Here is a 19,504-nt window from a genome sequence, read left to right on the forward strand (position 1 = left end):
CGGTCATTTGAGACCAAATATCAACAAGGCGTCAGATGGCTGGGTGGAAGAGGGCGATCGCGGTACTCGTGTCTGAGTACCCAGGGATCGAGAACAGCCCGTGGGCATGGGAGTGAAGGGTCGCCCAGGGTCTCTTCCCATGATCGCAGCCGGGAACGCTGCTCACTGACGAGCAGCCATGCGCCGGTCGAGATGAGGCGGTGGATGTTGCCCATGTGCACGATCGGTATCTCTCCGGCCTCGTACCGGGACGCGGACTTAGAGGGCTGGCTGGTTGATTACTGAGGGCTTTCCAACCTGAAGCCGCAGGTCGAGGGCATGCCGCGCGGATTGGCCTGATCGACAAGTAGAAGAGCCCCTGGTAGAAGGGTTGTCGACCAAGATCAACCTTCACAACTGGAGGCTCTGAGGTGTTGTTGTACCGTGCTGCGCTGCCATTGTCATCTCGGACGCTGTCCTACCTATCCGGCATCCTGCGCCGGCACCGCAAGACGATCGGCACACCCTGGCGCCGCCTCAACCCCGGCCAGCAGGCCCTGCTCGTATTCGTCCACCTGCGCAAAGGCGAAACCCTGACAGAGATCGCGGCCGGCTTCGGTGTCGGCATCGCGACCACCTGGCGCTACATCCGCGAAGCCGTCACCCTGCTCGCCCACCGCTCGCCCCATCTGGACCAGGTGTTACGCGCGGCTAAGCGCGTCGGCTACCCCTACCTGGTGCTGGACGGCACGCTGGTCCCCATCGACCGGGTAGCCGCCGACCGGCCCTACTACTCCGGCAAACACAAGAAGCACGGCATGAACATCCAGGTCCTGTCCACCCCCGACGGCACCCCCTTGTGGACCTCCGGCTCCCTGCCTGGCTTGGTGCACGACCTCAAGGCGGCCCGGATCTGGGGCATCCTCCGCCGCCTGCAAGCCGCCGCCCCGATCACCCTCGCTGACAAGGGCTACGTCGGCGCTGGTGATCACGTGTGCGTGCCCTACAAGGGGCGCAACAAGCCCGCTTCGCAGAAGGCCGCCAACGCGGCCCACGCCAAGCTCCGCGGGCCTGGCGAACGCGCCAATGCCCAGCTGAAAACCTGGCGGATCCTCCGCAAACTCCGCTGCTGCCCACTCCTCGCAGGCCAGCTAGTCAAGGCAATCCTTGTCCTTCAGCTCCGCGAAGCGGGATCAAAGCCGCTCAATGGTCCAGGAGGGGTGGGCTGATGGGCCTCTACAACCTGCTGCTGGTCGAGCTGGAATGCCCTCGATGCCTTGCGCATGCGATGTGCGAGGTGGAATTCAAGCTCGGGCTTCTGGACCTGCAGAGATACCGGCTCGGGGACGCCTTGCGATGGGCTGGTGGATACCGGAACAAACCGCCGCGACGCCCGGACGAGGGCACAGCCGACGGTGAGGGCTACACTGAGTGCCCTCACTGCGGCAAGGACTTCTGGGTTCACGTGTACGTCCGCGAGGATCAGATCTTGGAGGCGAGGCCCGATCCCGATCGCCCTAGCTACATCGCATGACAACAATCACTAGGTCCGCTGTTGACTGGGCCATTAGGATGAAAAGGCCTCACTGATCTGGCGCGAGGCAATTGAGTCGTGGGATGTGCCTGGCGTTCGCCGCCCAGGCGTGGCGCTACGGCGCACTTGACCTGAGCGTTGCGAGTGCACCAGCCACGATCAGCCAACTCGCTTAGCGGAGATCGTCAACCGGCTGTAGCCTTCGCATAGTGGAACACGTCGGGCGGGAGCGGGTGGTCCAGACGCCAGACGAAACGGATTGGTCGTTCGCCTTCGTGGCTGACGTAGCGCATAGGGCCGGCGTAAGTGTACGGCGGCGCGCCCAACCCTTCGTCACGCTTGGACTGGCGAATCAGCAGGTGAACGGTGGACTCGCCGGATAGGTAGCGGCGAGCGGTTGCGGCGGAGGAGCGCAGGGTGCTCTGCGATTCCCACTGGAACAACTCCTGGCTGATCGCCCGATCGTGGTACAGCGTGGTCGGGGAGTAGCGGCCTTCAGCTTTGTCGATAGCGACGAAAAACAGGTCCGCCTTGTGCTCCTGAACATATTTGATGCCCTCGCGCATGTGGGCAGGCTTGTCGACGCCGAAGGCGGCCAAGACTTCATTCTTGCTGTAGCGGGCATGGACGTGCAACGGCACGATCGGGTCCAATTGCGGGGTGACGTGACGAATCCTTGAGTGCAGCACACCGGCTAGTTCTCGAAGCTCCATAGCCCGAGCGCCGGTCAGCTGCGCGAGTCTGGCCTCCATATTGGAGGCAGGCTGAGTACCGCCCCACAACATGACATCCAGCATGGCCAGGAGACGCAGCTCGCGGGGCGATCGCGGGATTCGGCCGTTCAGCACTTCGGCCAGGAAGGCGAGGCGCTCGACGTCGTCGATATGCAGCATCCGGCCGAAGGCACGGCCCAACTGCTCATCAGGGGTATCTGGTTCAAGGCCCGCGGCGTACCGCAGGGAGGCCCATCCCAGCCGCCGCCGGTAGAGGTCCTCCACATCCAGCCCGGTCTCTTCCAGGAACTGCGACAGAGTGACATCGCCGAGATCGCGCAGCTCGCGAGACAGGTCCTTCCAATTGAGGCTGAGCGCTTGCTGTACGTTCTCAAGGACTAGGCGGCGTACGTCGCGGTCCAGGTCAATAACGCAACCGGCGGGCAAGGTAGGAAAGCCCTGCTCGATCTCGCGCGCGACTCCGGTACGACTGGCGCCGGTGAGCGCCCGGTAGCGCCGATCGAAGCGAAACTGCTTGTGCTGGTTGCCAACGAAGTCGAGCACGGTCAGGCACGGCTTGTCATCGGACAGCCGCAGACCACGGCCGAGCTGCTGCAGGAAGACAGTGGCGCTGTCGGTGGGGCGCAGGAAGAGTACGGTGTCGATCTCTGGAACATCGACGCCCTCGTTGAAGAGGTCAACGGTGAACACTGCGTTGATCCTGCGTGCTCTCAGGTCACGCAACGCTTGGGAACGATCGCTCGGCGAGCTCTGCGCCGTGACTGCAACCGAGGGGAGTCCCGCTCGGGTGAAGCGGTCTGCCATGAAGCGGGCGTGGTCGATGCTCACGCAGAACCCGAGGGCTCGCATCCGCCCGACGTCGCCGATCTTGCGATTGAGCGTCTCCAACACAACGGCCACCCGACGGTCGTTGCCTGTGTAGACGCCGGACAACTGGCCTGTGTCGTACCCCTGTCCGCGACGCCAGTCGACCTGGCGCAGATCGGTGCCGTCGTGGATGCCGAAGTACTGGAACGGCGCGAGTAGGCCTCGCTCGAGCGCCTCCCACAACCGCAGCTCGGACGCGATCCGACCGCCGAACCAGTGCTTGATGTCTTGCCCGTCGGCGCGTTCGGGCGTTGCGGTCAGACCAAGCAGCACCTTCGGGTGAACGGTGGACAGCAAGTGCCGGTAGGTCGAAGCCTCGGAGTGGTGGAATTCATCCACAACTAATACGTCAAACGCATCCGTCTCTGGCACCGGGTTGGCGTGCAGAGATTGGATCGAGGCGAACACGTGCCGCCATTGCTCGGGGTGCGCGCCGCCGACGTACAGTTCGCCAAATGTCTCGTCGCGCAGCACCTGGCGGAAGGTGAGCAGGCTCTGCCGCAAGATCTCCTCACGGTGGGCGACGAACAGGAGCGAGTCAGCCTGGCCGGCGTCACGTAGCCGGCGATAGTCCAGGGCAGCGACCACGGTCTTGCCGGTGCCCGTGGCCATGACCACCAGGTTCTGCCATCGGTCGTGGATCTGGCGTTCGGCGGCGAGCTCGTCAAGGATCTCGCGCTGATAAGGGTAAGGACGGACATCGACGTGGGCGAAGTCGATGACGACCTGCCCGCTGCCGGAGCGCTCGGCCGACAAGGCACGGTCGAGCCGCTCGGCATCCTGCGCCGGGTCATACGGCTCGAACGAGGGGTCGTCCCAGTAGTCGTCGAAGGTGGCCGCGAACGTGTCGATCAGATGTGGCTGCTCTGCCTGGGCGAGCCGTACGTTCCATTCCAGGCCATGACTGAGAGCCGTCTTGGACAGGTTCGAGGAGCCCACGTAGGCCGTGGACAAGCCCGACTTCCGGTGGAATAGCCACGCCTTAGCGTGTAGGCGGGTCATCCGGGTGTCGTAGGAGACGCGGACGTCCGCGCCCATGGCGGCCAGCCGGTCTACCGCGAGGCGGTCGGTGGCGCCGATGTAGGTGGTGGTCAGCAGCCTCAGTCGTCCACCGCGCGCCAAGAATTCTTCGATCGCCTCTGCCAGTACGCGTACGCCGTTCCATTTCACGAAGGCGCACAGCAGGTCCACGCGATCTGCGGAGGCCAGTTCGTGCTTGAGCTCATGGCCGATCTCTGGTTGGCCTCTGCCGTTTACCAGCAGCGCGCTGCCTGTAAGAGGAATTACTGGACGCGCCGGGAACCGCACCTGCCCGGCTGCGTCCCGGCTTCTGGCGAAGCCCAGTAGCTCCTCGGCGGCCTCCACGAGTTCTTCAGGTGCGGCGGCCTCAGGCACCAAGTCGCCGATCAGATCGGCGACACGGTTGACGATTTCGACCTGCCGGGCCAGCCTCGCGGCGTCGGTTTCCCCTCGGACGGCGCGCAGCGCCCGGCGCGTCAGCGCGGCCAGATGCCGTGCCAGCGTTTCGTGGGAGTCGGCGATGTCCAATGATCGTCGGTCGATGAGCTCGCGGTCGGGTACTGCGCGTAGCAGGGCGCCTACTTGGCGGGTAATTAGGTGCTCGTAGACGCCCGGTTGGAGATCGCTCACGCCCGCGACTATAGGGCGCGGCATGGTGATGTGAGGGTATAAGCGTCTTGCTGCTTCAGCTCAGTAGCCGAACACCTCGGGCGACGATAGAAAGATCACCAAAGACCGAGGCTAATCCAACTTTGGGGTTACATGGCACGCAACCGAACGCCATTCGCAGACTAGCTCCGATCTTCAGATACTCGGCATCAAGTAGACAGACCTACTCGCGAGCCGTACCAGTTGTCCATCGAGCACGATGGTGCGCCACATACCGCGGATCGATTCGATGTGGGTGCTTCACGGTGAGGTCCCCCGTGGTCTGACCGGTTCGAGCATCGATCACTTTAAGATCATCAGACAGGTAAATAGCTCCACTGTCGAACCGGACGTGATCGTTTGGGCAGAGGCAGAGGACGTTTTCAACAACGTCGGGGCCGCGGTGAGGACTGCCGAGTGCCTGAATATGAGCTCCCTCGCTGTAGAGGCCGCCGGCCACTTCTATGGCGAGTCCACAGATTTGGCACTCGTGGTTGTACCAGGCTTTAACCTGCTGAACGACCTTGCTGCTGCGGACGATTCGCTGAATTACGGTCTCGATCACCGATGCTGGGCCCGGGGCGTTTGCGGCCATATCGATCGCGCCCTGAAGTGGAGGCGGCGTAGCTGTCGTAGGTGCCTCGTCTGGGATCTTGACCAGGGTGAATTGCCAGATCCGGAATCCGTCGATGCCTACCCTCGCTCCGTGGGACTCCACACGAAACAGCCCCTCGTACCGTAGTCCCGAGGCAGGAGCATGGGGCGAGTCAGGGTTGCGGCCCCGGACCACACGGACGGGCAGCCCCTCGAGCTCGCTGCGGACCAATCCGGCGTTACCCGGATCAGATAACTCTTGATCGCGGACCTGCCGGCGTGTGTCTGCGTCGCGACCGCCGTGGCCCGTGTAGACGATGGTGTCGCCGTAGTCCTTGTCGTCCACGTACCCGCCGGAGACCACGATGGAGTCGGCGCCGTCATTTCCTGTTCCCGAGATGCCTGCCTGGAGCGGAGCATGGACGCCCGCATCGTGCAGCGCCCGCCGATTCACGTACGCCGTCCCTACAGGTTGGCCCTGAATGTGCCCAAAGATCCTCGCCATGCCGACATAACTAACATGAGCGTCAAATAGTTCCAAGCGGACAGGTCGTCTCGTGCTGGTAGCAGGATTGCCCCAAAAGCCCGCGGGCTGACATCGTTGGTGGTCCGCTCACCCTCAGTGATGGGACCTAGTCGAAGAAGGTGGCCTGCTCGTTCGCCGAGACGAATGGCGACCTGGATTCGGTCCGGCGGGCGTCTATTTTTCTCTCTATTCCGCACGCTTCGTACGCTTTGTTCTGTTTGTCGGCCAGCCCATGACGGATACCCGCAGTTGATCTAATCTTGGCTAAACGTCACAGGTGGCGCCGGTCCGCCTACAGATTGACTGGGGCCTGCCCATCTGGCACGAACGGAGGGCCGATCGCGGTGGCTGGTGGTCGAAGCGAGTGGGAAAGGCATCAGGCAGCTCAGCGTAGAGAAGCCGAACGACGGGCCCGCGAGGCTGCAAAACGCGCCAGGGAGAAAGAGCAAGAACGCCAGCGGCAGCATCTGGAAAAGCAGCAGGCGGCGACCGAGCAAAAGAGCGCGAAGGTTGCGAAACGCATCGAGGAACTGGATCAAGTACTGCTCGTCTCCCTCCACCTTCGCCCCCTGGCCTTCGACCAGATGAAAGTCGTCGCCCCCGCGATGCAGTTCGACGCCGGGCGCCTGGGCGTTCCCGAGCCGCCTCCGGACTGGGCGGCGTACGCACCACTTCCACCGTCCGGGCTCAGCAAGTTCTTCAGCAGCCAGTCCCGCTATGATCGCCGACTGCAGGAGGCGCGCGGCCGGTTCGATAGTGCGGTGGCTCAGCAGCAAAAACGTGAGAAGCAGCGCCTTCGTGAGTTGAGTGCGGCTCGGACAGCTCACGATCGTCAGACGGCCGCGGTCACCAGCCAAGTCGCGGCGGACAATGCCAAGTTGGATCGCCTGCGCGAGGAGTTCGATGACGGCCAGCCAGAAGCCGTGGAGTGGTTCACCGCCAGGGTTCTGGAGAGATCGACCTACCCGAAGGGCTTCCCTCGTCTCTACCAGGTTGCGTACCGGCCGGAGAATCATGACCTCGTCGTCGAATTCGAGTTGCCGCCGCAGAGCGTCATCCCCGACGTACGCGCCTACAAGTACGTCAAGGTTCGAGACGCCATAGACCCGGTGCCGCGACCGCAGACAGAGGTCAAGCAGCGATATGCCAAGCTCCTCGCATGCGTGGCCCTGCGTACGCTGCACGAGATCTTCGCCGCGACTCCAGGCCGGATCGTTGAGGCGATCGTGTTCAACGGGCGCCTCCACACCACAGATCAGGCAACCGGCAAGAAGGTACGCCCCCACCTGCTGAGCGTGGAGGCCGAGCGTGCCGCGTTCGAGGAGCTCGTCCTTGCCGACGTCAACCCTGTGGCCTGTTTGAAGCGCCTCAACGCTCTCGTTTCCCCCAACCCTTACGACCTGGAGGCTATTGAGCCGTTCATCACCTTCGATCTCAAGCGGTTTCGGTTCTCCGAGGACATGGATGTCGTCGCCGGGCTGGATTCGCGGCGGAATCTCCTCAAGCTGACACCCACCGAGTTCGAGCACTTGATAAAGGAGCTGTTCGTGGCCATGGGCGCCGAAGCCTGGACCACTGTCCCTTCCAAGGACGGTGGTGTGGACGCCGTGGCTACCAGCAAGAACCTCTTCTTCGGCGGCGTCTGCCTCATCCAGGCCAAGCGATGGAAGGGTCTGGTCGGTCTGGATGCCGTCCACGCACTCACCGGTGTCATGGCCGACCACAACGCCACCACCGGTGTCCTGGTGACTCCTTCGTGGTTCGGGCGTGCCAGCGAGCAGTTCGCTCAGCGGAACAGGATCACGCTGATCAACGGCGCTGAGCTCAAACACCTCATCAAGCAGTATCTGAACATTGATGTGATCCCTGGGACATCGCCTCCACGAAATGCTCGGGCATCAGATAACTCTCAGTCTGGCCGCCCCGGCCCCAGCAGCTGACGGAGCAGCGGGCTCGGGACCCGCGTGCACCGATCCGTCGTGTCACCCTCGTGGCGGAGCGGTCGACTCCCGCACCACGAGCTGGGGTACCACGACGCTCGAGGTCGCGGTCATGTCGCCGTCGACGAGCTGTTCGAGAATGGTGAAGGCCCGCTCTCCGAGGTCCTCGAAGTCCTGATCGACGGTGGTGAGCGACGGCTGCCACATGGCGACCAGCGGCTGGTCGTCGAACCCGACGACAGAGATGTCACGGGGTACGTGTATCCCGCGGTCGGCCAGTGCGCGCATGAGGCCGATGGCGATCTCGTCGTTGCCGCACAGGACGGCGGTCACGTCGTCACGGCCGGCGATCCGCTCGCCCCAGCGGAATCCAGAGGTGGCGTCCCACTCGGCGTTCATCACCGCGGGGACGGGAATCTTGGCGTCGGTCAGTGCGGCGCGCCAGCCGTCGGTGCGCCCGGAGTGCTTTCCCGCGGTTGGGCCCGCGATGTGGTGGACGGTCCGGTGCCCGAGCCGGAGCAGGTACTCGGTGGCCTTCCGTGCGGCCGTGCGCTCGTCGATGAGCGCGGCGGGGACGCCGCCGGTCCGGCGCGAGCCACCGCCTGCCACGATCACGGGGAGCCCGTCGGGGAGCATGTGCCGGGCGTTGATCCCGGCGCGATCGAACTCCAGGACGATCGCTCCGGCGGTCGGCTGGGCGAGCGCGAGATCGATGGCGCGCTTGACGTCGTCGTCCTCGCCTGACTCCACGACGGTGATCGTCACCGACATTCCCGCCTTGCGGGCCGCGGTCTCGATGCCCTGGAGGGTGCGGGCGTAACCGTAGTTGGCCGTCGCTCCGGCGAAGACCGAGACAAGGGTGCGCCGACCGGAGCGCATCGAGCGCGCGGCGCCGTTCGGGCGGTAGCCCAGGCGCTCGATCGCCTCGTGGACGCGGCCGGCGAGCTCGGGAGCGACGTACTTGGTCCCGTTGAGGACACGCGAGACGGTCGGCACGGACACCCGGGCGGCACGGGCGACATCGGCCAGAACCGGTGCGCGGTAGCCCTTCTGCGTGGTCATGCACCGAGGATATGCGCTGCACTCGTCGGATCATCGTTTTCCCACCGGCGTACGGCAGCAGATTTCCTGGAGGTAGCGAATCGGCTACGGGCTCTTGTCAAGATGTTGGGTGTATGTAGGATAACGATATCCCAAGCAGCGGCTCAGAGGTGGGTCGATTGGTGCGGGATGTCAGAACGAGTCCTCGCCGGGCCGACCGGGCGGGGATGTGTCCATGCGCCCTGGGATAACGATTTCCCGTCGAGATGATTCGGGAGCGTGCACAGGCCGTCTCGAAAGAGAGAGCTGATGAGGATCAAGCGCACCCGCTCCGTGACGACAGGGATCGCCGCCGTGGCGACCGCGCTCAAGTGGCGCGACGAGTGGACGATCGACCCGGTCACCGGAGCGGTCGCGTGACCGTCATGCTGCCTGGGCTGCCCGAGGAGGACGAGCAGCACCTCGAGTGGGGCAACGACGTCCTCCGGCTCGTGATCGCCCACGGGCCGGACACCGCCCCCCGGCTCGTGGCCCTCTGGCACGCCGCCGAAGGCGGGCCGGACCTGATGGCGTTGCGCCGTTCGGCACTGCCGGTGCTGGAGACGGCGGTCCTGGGCGAGGGCCGGTCCGGGACGTCCGGCAAGCGGCACGTCGACGGCGCGGCCGCCCAGCGGCTGCGCCTCACCGGCCACCGCGAGCGGCGCGACGGCGACCGCACATGCCTGGAGCTCGACCTCGCCGAGGAGGAGGCCGGGCTGCGCGCCTGCGTCACGTACGAGGTACACGACGGCGTGCCGGTGGTGCGGTCGTCGGCGACGGTCACCGCGGTCCGCCCGGTGGTCCTCGACCACGCGACCACCGGCGTACTCTCGGGCCTCGGCCATGGCGCCCGCTGGGAGGAGGAGCTCGTGCTCTGGGCGGCGGCCAACCCCTGGAGCGGCGAGTTCCGCTGGCACCGCGCCACGCTCGCCGAGCGCGGGCTGATCGACGTCGGCATGGTGCGCCACGGCCAGGTCGGATCCAAGAACCGCGTCAGCCTGACCTCCACCGGCGCCTGGTCCACGTCCGAGTACCTCGCCCAGGGCATCGTCGAGGACACCCGCACAGGACGGATGCTCGCCTGGCAGATCGAGACCAACGGCGCCTGGCACGCCGAGCTCGGCGACCGGTACGACGACGTCTACCTGCTCGCCACCGGACCGACGACCCTGGAGCATCAGTGGGCCGGCGCCGTGGGACCCGGAACGCAGGTGCGGACCGTGCCGGTCAGCCTCGCCGTCGTGCCCGGGCACCCGGACGGGCGCGAGACCACCCTCGGCGCGGTCGCCGCCGCATTGACCACGCACCGCCGTCGCGTCCGCCGCCCGCACCCCGACCACGACCGGTTGCCCGTCGTCTACAACGACTTCCTGAACGGCCTGATGTCCGACCCGACGACCGAGCGGGTCCTTCCCCTGGTCGAGGCCGCCGCCGACCTGGGCGCCGAGTACTACGTCATGGACGCCGGCTGGTACGACGACGAGCTCGGCGGGTGGTGGGACTCCGTCGGCGCCTGGGAGCCCTCCATCAACCGGTTCCCTGGCGGAGGGCTCGGGGCCGTGCTCGACCGGATCCGCGACCTGGGGATGAAGCCGGGGCTGTGGCTCGAGCCCGAGGTCGTCGGCGTGCGCAGCCCGGTCGCCCGGAGCCTGCCCGTCGAGGCCTTCTTCCAGCGGCACGGGCACCGGGTCACCGAGTGGGGCCGCCACCAGCTCGACCTGCGCCACCCGGCGGCCCGCGGCCACCTGGACGCGGTCGTCGACCGCCTCGTGGGAGAGTTCGGCCTGGCCTACGTCAAGCTCGACTACAACGTCGACATCGGCCCGGGGACCGACGCCGGGCGCGGCGAGCCGCTGGGCAACGGGTTGCTCGGCCACGACCGCGCCCTGCTCGACTGGGTCGGCGCGGTCATGGACCGGCACCCGGGCCTGGTCGTCGAGGGCTGTGCCGCCGGAGGCTCACGCACCGACGCCGCGACCGGGGCCGTGTTCCCGATCCAGTCGCTGACCGACCAGCAGGACTTCCGGCTCACACCCCCGATCGCGGCCGCCGCGCCCCTGACGATCCCGCCCGAGCAGGCCGGTGTGTGGGCGTCCCTCGACGGGACGATGACGCTTGAGGAGACGGCGTTCTCCCTGGTGACCGCCCTGCTCTCGCGGGTCCATCTGGCCGGGCGGATCGACACCCTGAGCCCTGGGCAGCAGGCCGCCGTCCGCGAGGCGCTGGCCGTCCACCGCGCCGTCCGCCACGCCGCGGCGAGATCCGTGCCCGTATGGCCCCTCGGCCTGCCCGGCTGGCGCGACCCGTGGGTCGCACTCGGCGCACGCGACGGCGGAGACCTGTACCTGGCGATCTGGCGCCGTGCCGACGACGAGGGCCGCGAGACCCGGGGCGGGGAAAGCGTGCACCTGCGGCTACCCGGGATGGTCGCCACCGGGGGAGTGCAGGTCCTCTACCCGACGTGGGGTGGTGAGTCCGCCGCGATCGTCGACGGCGGCACCGTGGTCGAGGTCAAGCTGCCGGCACCGCTGTCCGCCCGGCTCCTGCGCGTCCAGGTCGCCGACCGGCCGGGCCCTTCGTGATGAAGGCGACCAGAGGCCTTCGTTTTTGAGCAGGGGGACAGCGCGGCCGACGGCCGGCGGCGTCCCACGAGAGGAGACCGACGATGATCACCACGAGACTCGACCGGCTACGACGCTGGCGGCGCAGGGCCGCGGCCAGCGTGGTCGTGGTCGCGCTGAGCACCACCCTCGCCGTGCCGGCCGACGCGGCGGCCGCCGAGGTCACCGGGACGGCGTTACCCAAGATCGTCAAGACGACGAGCGACGCCGGGTTCGTCCACCCAGGCGTCGGACTGACCGCCGGCAACCTGGAGAACATGCGGACCCAGGTGCTCGCGGGCACCCAGCCGTGGGCCGGCTACTACGACGCGATGATCCAGACAGGGTTCGCCTCACGGACTTTCAAGGCGCAGAACGCGGGCACGTCGGACGAGCAGCCGCTCAGCGACGCCTACAACGCCGTCTCGATGCGCTCCCGCGCGCTCAACGACGGCGTGGGCGCGCTGACGCAGGCGCTGCGGTACGTCGTGACCGGCGAGGAGGTGTACCGGGCCAACGCACTGCACGTCATCCGCACGTGGAGCAGCCTGGACCCGGCCAAGTACCGCTACTTCGCCGACGCGCACATCCACACCGGCGAGCCGCTGTACAAGATGCTCGTGGCCGCCGAGATCATCCGGTCCACCACCCCGGTCAACGACACCCTCGACGGGTACGACCTGCGCTGGACCGACCGCGACCAGCAGCGGATCAAGGACAACCTGATCCGCCCCGTCCTGAACACGTTCCTGTACTCCCAGAACCGGCTGTGGAACCAGCACCTGTACGGCGTGGTCGGCATGATCGCGGCCGCCATCTTCCTGGATGACGCCGACCTGTACGCCAAGCGCGTCGAGTGGTACACCGTCAACTCGACCTACACCAGCGAGCACACGATCAACGGCGGCGACGTCAACGGGTCCCTCGCCGCGCTCTTCCGCGTCATCTCCGCCGAGGACAAAATCAACCCGTACGGTCGCGATTTCATCCAGCACATGGAGATGGGGCGCGACCAGGCGCACGCGCAGGGCGACGTCGACATCCTGACGACGCTCGCACGGATCGTGAACAACCAGGGCACCCGGCTCGACCCGGTGGCCGGCACCGTGTCCACCGCCGGGAACGCCGTCAGCCCGTACGAGTTCCTCGGCAACCGGACCCTGGCCGGCGGCGACGTCTTCTACGCGTTCATGCTCGGCGAGGACGTGCCCTACGTCGACACCTCCGGCGGATCCGGCAAGCTCTCCCAGGCCTACCGCGGGCGGCTGATCGACTCGGTCAGCGAGCTGTACTACCAGTACACCTATGTCGCCGGCGTCGACGTCAAGGCCAAGGCGCCGCACGTCGCCGAGGTCTTCGCGCACCGCGACGGCCCGCTCTACTACAACGGCACCGGGGTGGCGAACTTCTGGAACCTGCGCGGCTCGGACTTCAACGCCGCCGAGTACTGGGTGGCGTTCCCGCCTGAGCTCGCCGGTTCCAACGGCTCGGTGCCGCCGGTTCAGGACGGTCCCGAGCTCGATGTCGCCCAGTTCGGCCACGCCGTCGGCGACGGCGCGCAGCCGGGCGCCGACGAGGACGGCACCCGGTACGTGCGCCTCGACGCCGCCGCCGACCAGGGGCGGCTCGCGGTGCGCCGGGCCGTGTGGCCTGGCCGCGCCGGCACCGCGCTCATCGGGTTCAAGGTCCGCACCGATGCGGTCGCGACCCTCGAGGTCCGGCCCACGCCGGGCGCCCAGACGCACGCGACCGTCCAGCTCCCCGACACCGGGGGGAAGTGGCGCTACGTCACGCTCGACATCGACCAGGCCAGGCACCCCATCTCCCCGGTGGGCGACAACATCGTGTTCCTGCGCGCCACCGGTGGCAACGGGCACGTCGACGTCGCAGGAGTGCTCGCTCAGGCGAACGGGACGCTGACCCCGGCCGTCTTCGCCGCCGGCGACTCCTTGGCCGCCGTGGCCGTGGTCGGCGAACCGTTAACCCGCATGCTGTCGGCAACGGGCGGCAGCCCGATCACGTTCCGCATGCAGGGCTCGCCGTCGTCGGCCACCCTGTCCAGCGACGGAAAGCTCACCTGGACCCCTTCCGCCGGCGACACCGGAAACCACAAGTTCCTTGTCGTCGCCTCCGTCGGGGAGACCGACACCGCGCTGCCGATCACCGTCACGGTCGCCAAAGACCGGGCGGCGGCCGTCGAGGCGAGCCTCGACGGGCTCAAAGCGCCCGAGACGTACACGACGGCCACGTGGACCGACGTCGCCGCCGCTCGGGACGCCGCCCTGGCCGCGGTCGCCGACGCCGGCTCCGCCGAGTTCGCGACGCTGCTCGAGAACCTGCGCGTCGCCGTCGACGGCCTCGCGCTGCTCAACCCGCGGCTGGAAGACCGAACGCTCGACTTCTCCAGGATCGTCACCTCCCCGCTGTCCACCCCGACCCTCGTCGCCCTGACCGACGGCGACAACCAGACCACCTGGGGCGACCAGCGCGTGCAGAGCATCGTGCTCGACTTCGGCGTCGGCTACCGGCTCCGCGCCGACGGGTTCGGGTTCCTCGCCCGGGACACCTTCCCCAACCGTGCCGAGGGCACCAACGTCTACGGCTCCGTCGACGGTCAGACCTGGACCCTGCTCACGGAGCGCCCGAACGCCGGCAACGACGTCGGCATCGAGCAGGTCCCCGTCCGCGCCGACCTGCGCGACACCGCCTACCGGTATCTCAAACTGCAGGTTGACAAACCCGGCGTGCCGTCCGACCCCGCCTACCCGGGCATATGGACCCTCGCCGACTTCCGCATCGACGGCGAGCGCTCCGAGGTGGGCCTGGATACCGTCCTGGACCTGGCCGATGCCGTCGACCTCACCCCGTACTCCCGCGCATCCGCGATCCTGTTCACCCGTGAGGCCGCCGCTGTGCGGGCCCTGGCGCTGGAACAGGGCGCGGACACCCGTGCGCTGGCCGTCCGCCTCCTCGATGCCTGGGAGCTGCTGGAACCCGCCCCGGTCGGGGCCGCCGAGGTCCAGCAGCCGTGGGTCACCGCCAGCAGCCCGTCCTGGGACGGGCGCAAGGACGCCGCCGCCAACGGCTGGTCGATGTTCGATGGCGACGCCAAGACCTTCACCGACACGACCCAGTCCTCTGGGTGGGTCAGCGTGGTCCCGGATGACGGCGCCACCTTCACGGTGAAGACCGTGCGATTCCTGCCCAGGGACGGGTTCGCTTCCCGGGCGAGCGGCGTCCAGTTCCAGGGCTCCGGCGACGGCGGGCAGACCTGGCAGACCTTCGCCACCGCCGGCACCGTGACCAGCGCCTCCTGGAACGAGATCACTCTCGACCAGCCGGTGACCTACGGGGCGGTGCGCGTCCTGGCGCCGTCGGGCAACACCAACCTCGCGGAGGTCCAGCTCGTACGGACGATCGTGGACACCACGGCCGTGCGGCTCTACCTGGCCGAGACCGACGGACTCGCGGAGGACGACTGGACGCCGGAGAGCTGGGCGACGCTCACCGACGCACGCACGTCCGCCTCCGCACTGGTCGCCGACGGGGCCGAACCGACCCAGCAGGCCGTCGACGCGGCGGCCGGCGGCCTCGCGAACGCCGTCGCCGCCCTGGAGCCCGCGGTCCCCGCCGGGAGCACCACCGAGCCGCCCGGCCAGGGCGTCCTGTCGAGCGACAGTGGCTGGGCCGACGGGCTCGCGGATGGCAACCACACTGTCACGATGAGTCTGTGGTGGGGCCCGAACGCCACCCGGGTCAAGCTCTACGAGAACGGCGAACTCATCGCGACCCGCGACCTGACCGACGACACCCCGAACGCCCAGCACGTCTCCGTTCCGGTCACCGCGCGCCCGAACGGTGACTACGAGTACGTGGCCGTCCTGATCAACCGGAACGGGCAGAGCACGACCAAGCCGCTGACCGTTCGCGTCACCGACGCCGAACCCGGCGTCGGCGTGCTTTCCCATGACAACTGGGACAAGAACGGCTCGTACACCGTCTCCTTCGACCTGTGGTGGGGGACCAACGGCACGGCCTACCGGTTGTACGAAGACGGCGTGCTCATCGACACCCGGACGCTGACCGCGGCGACCCCCGCCGCCCAGCACGTGGCCACCGCACTGACCGGCCGGGCCGCCGGCGAGCACACCTACCGCGCCGAGCTGGAGAACGCGGCCGGCGTCACCCGGACTCGCGAGATCGTCGTGAAGATCCGCTGACCGGAAGGCCGCCCGCCACTTCGCGGGGCCTGTTCGAGCACGTGGAGGGCTGGAGAGCCGATCGGGCTTCCCAGCCCTCCAGGAAAGCCTTGAAACGACTCGGCCAGCGCGGTCCGGTTCTTCGCCAGGCACCTCCGCCGAGCGGTCACCTCATCGGCCTGACGTGTGCGGCCGCGGCGCCCGGTGGCACCTGCGAGCGTCCCAGACGCCACCACCGCCGGCGGACCCGTCGGTCTCTTCTACAGTCGAAGATTGCCGCCTGGCCAGGTGATCTCCAGAAGTGTCCAGTCTGGGAAAAAACTCCTGCCGACGAGTATGACAAGTGCCCAGAACAGAACTCCGATCAGCGGACCAATGTAGTCGTCGTCATCAGTCCTGCCGAGATGAATGACCAAGGGGACAGCGGCAGCAAGGCCGACTCCAGCGACCGAGATGCCGATCCAGCCGAGCTCGTGACCCCGATTCAGTAAGCTCCCCAACTCTCCAAGTATGATCAACCCGGCCAGGACCCAGGCGCTGACAAACACCCACCGTGGCGGTCGCTTAATGCGTCTGAACGATCGGGGCCTGGGTGACTGCTGAGGCGGATATGCACGTTGGGGCCAAACGATGCCTTGCGTTGGCGGCTGTGCGTGATCGTGCACCGGTGGCTCTGCGGAGTAAGGGGGCGCGGCTTGGTGAGGTTGTTGTGTCGCCGGGCCTTTTCGGTCTTTGCGGTGGTAGGCCAATGCATCGTACACAAAGCTGCCTGCGGCAAATATAAGACCCGCAATGGCAATGAAGGTGGCCACCTATCTAGCTTCCAGCATGCCGCACACGCTTGCCACGACTTCACGTACTGATTTCTTCGGTGATCGTGTTTGGCCTCGACTTCAGAGGCTCGTTGGCGTTCATCGAGGTCGCTATTTTGTCCGTAATATCCCGCATCCGCGCTCGCCACGGCGAATGCGCCGTCGGGGGCGGTTGGAGAGGAGAACAGGGGTGGGAGTCCCTGTCCGGCGACCGGTGACCTCACCGGGTGTCGTGCTGGAATTGTTGCAGGTCGGCCAGCTTCAGGGCGGGGTCGCCGAGGGGTGGTGCGGTCGGGTCGGCGCGTAGACCGGCGAGGAAGAGGTTGGCGTGCCGGTGGGCGAGGGCTTTTTGGGTCTCGTTGGGGATCGGTCCGGGCAGTGGCCGGGACAGTCGGGTGAGTAGCAGTCCGATGTCGCCGAAGACCACGTCTGTGCGGAGCCTGCCGGTTTTGTGGGCTTCCTCCAGCAGTTCCTCGACGAGCCGCGCCGAGGTGGTGCTGGCGGCCTTGAGCTGCGGCTCGTTCAGGTCGAGCGCGACCAGCAGCGTCGGGATCACCGCCGAGGTCCGTAGGTCCAGAACGGCGTGGACGTAGGCGGCCAGCGCGTCGAGTGGGTCTGGATGGTCGTGTCGGGCCTGCTGTACGGCTTCGATGGTGCCGGTCAGCGCGTGGAGGGCGACGGCGTGCATGAGTGTGCCGCGATCTGTGAAGCGCCGGTACAGCGTGGCGATCCCCACCTCGGCGCGTCGGGCGATCTCCTCCAGCGACGCGCCCGGGCCCTGCTCGACGAACACGTCCCGCGCCGCCTCCAGCAGTCGCTCGTGGTTGCGGCGTGCATCGGCTCGCATCCGCCCTCTCTCTCCTGGCTCGGCCTCACCCTACCAGTAGACGGAGGATAGTCCTTCGTTTATGGTTACCGGAGGACACCCCTTCGTTTATGAGAGGCGGATGTGATGACCGACGCACCTCCTACGGGTGAAACCCGGCCGGAGCGTCGCTGGTTCGCGCTGGCCGTGATCGCCTCCGCACAGCTGATGACCGCGCTGGACGCCACGATCGTGAACATCGCGCTGCCCTCAGCCCAGCGGGCGCTCCAATTCAGCGACGCGCAACGGCAGTGGGTGGTGACCGCCTACACCGTGTGCTTCGCCGGCCTGCTCTTGTTCGGTGGGCGGGTGGCCGACGCCGTCGGCCGGCGCCGATCGTTCCAGATCGGGCTCGCCGGATTCGGGCTTGCCTCGCTGCTCGCCGGGCTGGCGCCCACACTGCCGGTCCTGATCGCCGGGCGTGCCTTGCAAGGGGCGTTCGCCGCGTTGATCGCGCCGACCGTACTGTCGCTGCTCGCGGTCACCTTCACCGACCAGCGGGAGCGTACCCGGGCGTTCGCCATCTACGGGGCGGTGGCCAGCAGTGGCGCGGCGGCCGGGCTGCTGGCGGGTGGCGTCCTCACCGCCTATCTGGACTGGCGATGGTGCCTGTTCGTCAACGTGGCCATCAGCGGCGCGGTGCTGGCCGTCGGCCGCATGGTGCTGCCCGATCCACCCCGGTTCGGCGCTGCCGGCCTCGACGTCGCCTCGGCCGTGCTGGCCACCGGCGGGCTCGCCGCCGTAGTGCTCGGATGCAGCCAGGCCGCCGCGGGCGGCTGGGCGCAGCCGACCGCGTTCGGTGCGCTGCTGGGCGGACTGGCCATGGTGGCCGCGTTCGTCCTGCGGCAGGCACGGATCCCAAGCCCCCTGCTCCCGCTGCGCATCCTCGCCGACCGCGGCCGCGCCGGCGCGTATCTCGCCGTCGCCACGGCGGTCGTCGGAGCATTCGGCATGTTCCTCATCCTGACCTTCCACCTGCAGGTGGTTCTGCACTACTCGCCTGTCCGCACCGGGCTGGCCCTGCTGCCGATGACACTGGCGAACGCGCTCAGCGGCTACCAGCTGGGCAACCGGCTGATGCCGCGTCTGTCGCCTCGGATCCTGATCGCCGGCGGGCTGCTGGTCGCCGCATCCGGGCTGGCCTTCATCACCCAGCTCACCCCCGACAGCGGGTACGTTGCGACCATCCTGCCCGCCCAGGTACTGATCGGGGCCGGCATGGGCGCGCTGTTCCCATCGGCCTTCCAACTCGCCATCCACGGCGTCACCCAACAAGACGCGGGTGTCGCCTCCGCCGTGATCAACGCCGCCACCCAGGTCGGCAGCTCCATCGGCACAGCCATCCTGAACACACTCGCGGTCACCGCCACCGCCACCTACCTCGCCACACACCCCACCGCCCCGAGCCTGCATCGAGCGGCGCTCGTCCACGGGTACGCGACCGCGACCGCCTGGGCCACCGGGCTGCTCGCGGCCATAGCCGTGCTCGTCTATCTCCTCATTCCCGCACGACGACAACCCACCGAGCACAAGCAGACGACCCACGCGCAGACAACGAAAGAGGGAAGTTAAATGTCCATCCAGCTCAATCACACCATCGTCCCCGCTCGCGACAGGCATGCTTCCGCCGAGTTCCTGGCCGGCATCTTGGGCATATCAGCCAGCCCTGACGTCGCCCGGTTCACCCCGCTTACCTTGAGCAACGGCGTCACCTTGGATTACATGAACCTCGCCGACAACCCCATGCAGCACTACGCGTTCCTGGTCTCGGAGGGCACCTTCGACGCGACGTTCGAACGGATTCGTGCGGCCGGCCTCACTTTTTGGGCCGATCCCCATCGCCGACAGGAGGGTGAGGTCTACCGTTCCCGCACCGGCGGCCGCGGCGTCTATTTTTCCGACCCCGACGGGCACCTTATGGAAATACTCACCCGCGACCTGACCGGCCGGGCGATCTAAAGGGAAGAACTCCCAGGTCAGGGAGGCAGTGGCGGTCCCTTGCGGTCCGTTCCGAGGCCGGAGACAAGGATGACCTTCTGTCCGGGATCATGGGAGTTCTCCTGCTTCCAGCGTTGTGGGCAGATCGGACAACGCCTGGATTCGCAC

General features: G+C 67.2%; 11 protein-coding genes. 7 read left to right on the forward strand and 4 right to left on the reverse strand.

Going from position 1 to position 19,504, the window contains the following annotated elements; all coding sequences use genetic code 11:
- Positions 1 to 410 precede the first annotated feature (410 nt).
- Both ACQP2T_RS05765 and ACQP2T_RS05770 read left to right on the forward strand, forming a co-directional pair.
- Positions 411 to 1,208 carry a transposase family protein gene (locus ACQP2T_RS05765; protein ID WP_433515146.1) on the forward strand — a complete coding sequence of 266 codons (798 nt, stop codon included), beginning with the start codon at positions 411 to 413 and terminating at the stop codon, positions 1,206 to 1,208.
- A complete protein-coding gene (locus tag ACQP2T_RS05770) occupies positions 1,208 to 1,513 on the forward strand; it encodes a hypothetical protein (protein WP_433515147.1) in 306 nt (101 codons plus the stop codon). The genes ACQP2T_RS05765 and ACQP2T_RS05770 overlap by 1 nt, the downstream gene beginning before the upstream one ends.
- Before the next feature lie 185 nt (positions 1,514 to 1,698).
- Here ACQP2T_RS05770 and ACQP2T_RS05775 read toward each other — a convergent pair whose 3' ends face one another.
- The gene (locus ACQP2T_RS05775; protein ID WP_433515148.1) at positions 1,699 to 4,764 is read right to left on the reverse strand and encodes a DUF3427 domain-containing protein; all 3,066 of its coding nucleotides are present in this window, start codon (positions 4,762 to 4,764) and stop codon (positions 1,699 to 1,701) included.
- A 202-nt stretch (positions 4,765 to 4,966) separates the two neighbouring features.
- Positions 4,967 to 5,830, reverse strand: coding sequence for a YDG/SRA domain-containing protein (locus ACQP2T_RS05780; protein ID WP_433515149.1), 864 nt, complete (start codon positions 5,828 to 5,830; stop codon positions 4,967 to 4,969).
- A 416-nt stretch (positions 5,831 to 6,246) separates the two neighbouring features.
- On the opposite strand from ACQP2T_RS05780, the gene ACQP2T_RS05785 reads away from it, so the two are divergent.
- Positions 6,247 to 7,842, forward strand: a complete 1,596-nt coding sequence (locus ACQP2T_RS05785; RefSeq protein ID WP_433515150.1) for a restriction endonuclease — start codon at positions 6,247 to 6,249, stop codon at positions 7,840 to 7,842.
- 42 nt (positions 7,843 to 7,884) lie between these two features.
- Here the strand turns inward: ACQP2T_RS05785 and ACQP2T_RS05790 are convergent, their stop codons facing one another.
- Positions 7,885 to 8,904, reverse strand: a complete 1,020-nt coding sequence (locus tag ACQP2T_RS05790) for a LacI family DNA-binding transcriptional regulator (RefSeq protein ID WP_433515151.1) — start codon at positions 8,902 to 8,904, stop codon at positions 7,885 to 7,887.
- A 404-nt stretch (positions 8,905 to 9,308) separates the two neighbouring features.
- Here ACQP2T_RS05790 and ACQP2T_RS05795 point away from each other — a divergent pair, with 404 nt between their 5' ends.
- Both ACQP2T_RS05795 and ACQP2T_RS05800 read left to right on the forward strand, forming a co-directional pair.
- Positions 9,309 to 11,504 carry a glycoside hydrolase family 36 protein gene (locus ACQP2T_RS05795; protein WP_433519717.1) on the forward strand — a complete coding sequence of 732 codons (2,196 nt, stop codon included), beginning with the start codon at positions 9,309 to 9,311 and terminating at the stop codon, positions 11,502 to 11,504.
- 83 nt (positions 11,505 to 11,587) lie between these two features.
- Positions 11,588 to 15,742 (forward strand): discoidin domain-containing protein, encoded by a 4,155-nt coding sequence (locus tag ACQP2T_RS05800; protein ID WP_433515152.1) that lies wholly within the window; start codon positions 11,588 to 11,590, stop codon positions 15,740 to 15,742.
- A gap of 1,011 nt (positions 15,743 to 16,753) precedes the next feature.
- On the opposite strand, the gene ACQP2T_RS05805 is transcribed toward ACQP2T_RS05800, so the two are convergent.
- Complete coding sequence (locus tag ACQP2T_RS05805; RefSeq protein ID WP_433515153.1) at positions 16,754 to 17,380, reverse strand: TetR/AcrR family transcriptional regulator; 627 nt, start codon at positions 17,378 to 17,380, stop codon at positions 16,754 to 16,756.
- 105 nt (positions 17,381 to 17,485) lie between these two features.
- Here ACQP2T_RS05805 and ACQP2T_RS05810 point away from each other — a divergent pair, with 105 nt between their 5' ends.
- Both ACQP2T_RS05810 and ACQP2T_RS05815 read left to right on the forward strand, forming a co-directional pair.
- On the forward strand, positions 17,486 to 18,970 hold the full coding sequence (locus ACQP2T_RS05810) for an MFS transporter (RefSeq protein WP_433515154.1): 1,485 nt from the start codon (positions 17,486 to 17,488) through the stop codon (positions 18,968 to 18,970).
- Positions 18,971 to 19,357, forward strand: coding sequence for a VOC family protein (locus ACQP2T_RS05815; protein WP_433515155.1), 387 nt, complete (start codon positions 18,971 to 18,973; stop codon positions 19,355 to 19,357). It abuts the gene before it with no gap.
- Positions 19,358 to 19,504 lie beyond the last annotated feature (147 nt).

The sequence above is a fragment of the Nonomuraea sp. CA-143628 genome, from assembly GCF_050942315.1.
In the GTDB taxonomy this organism is placed as follows: domain Bacteria; phylum Actinomycetota; class Actinomycetes; order Streptosporangiales; family Streptosporangiaceae; genus Nonomuraea.

Coding starts and splice junctions, on each gene's coding strand:
- ACQP2T_RS05770 (WP_433515147.1), top strand. CDS start 1,208: ATGGGCCTCTACAACCTGCTGCTGGTCGAGCTGGAATGCCCTCGATGC.
- ACQP2T_RS05790 (WP_433515151.1), bottom strand. CDS start 8,904: ATGACCACGCAGAAGGGCTACCGCGCACCGGTTCTGGCCGATGTCGCC.
- ACQP2T_RS05795 (WP_433519717.1), top strand. CDS start 9,309: ATGCTGCCTGGGCTGCCCGAGGAGGACGAGCAGCACCTCGAGTGGGGC.
- ACQP2T_RS05800 (WP_433515152.1), top strand. CDS start 11,588: ATGATCACCACGAGACTCGACCGGCTACGACGCTGGCGGCGCAGGGCC.
- ACQP2T_RS05805 (WP_433515153.1), bottom strand. CDS start 17,380: ATGCGAGCCGATGCACGCCGCAACCACGAGCGACTGCTGGAGGCGGCG.
- ACQP2T_RS05810 (WP_433515154.1), top strand. CDS start 17,486: ATGACCGACGCACCTCCTACGGGTGAAACCCGGCCGGAGCGTCGCTGG.
- ACQP2T_RS05815 (WP_433515155.1), top strand. CDS start 18,971: ATGTCCATCCAGCTCAATCACACCATCGTCCCCGCTCGCGACAGGCAT.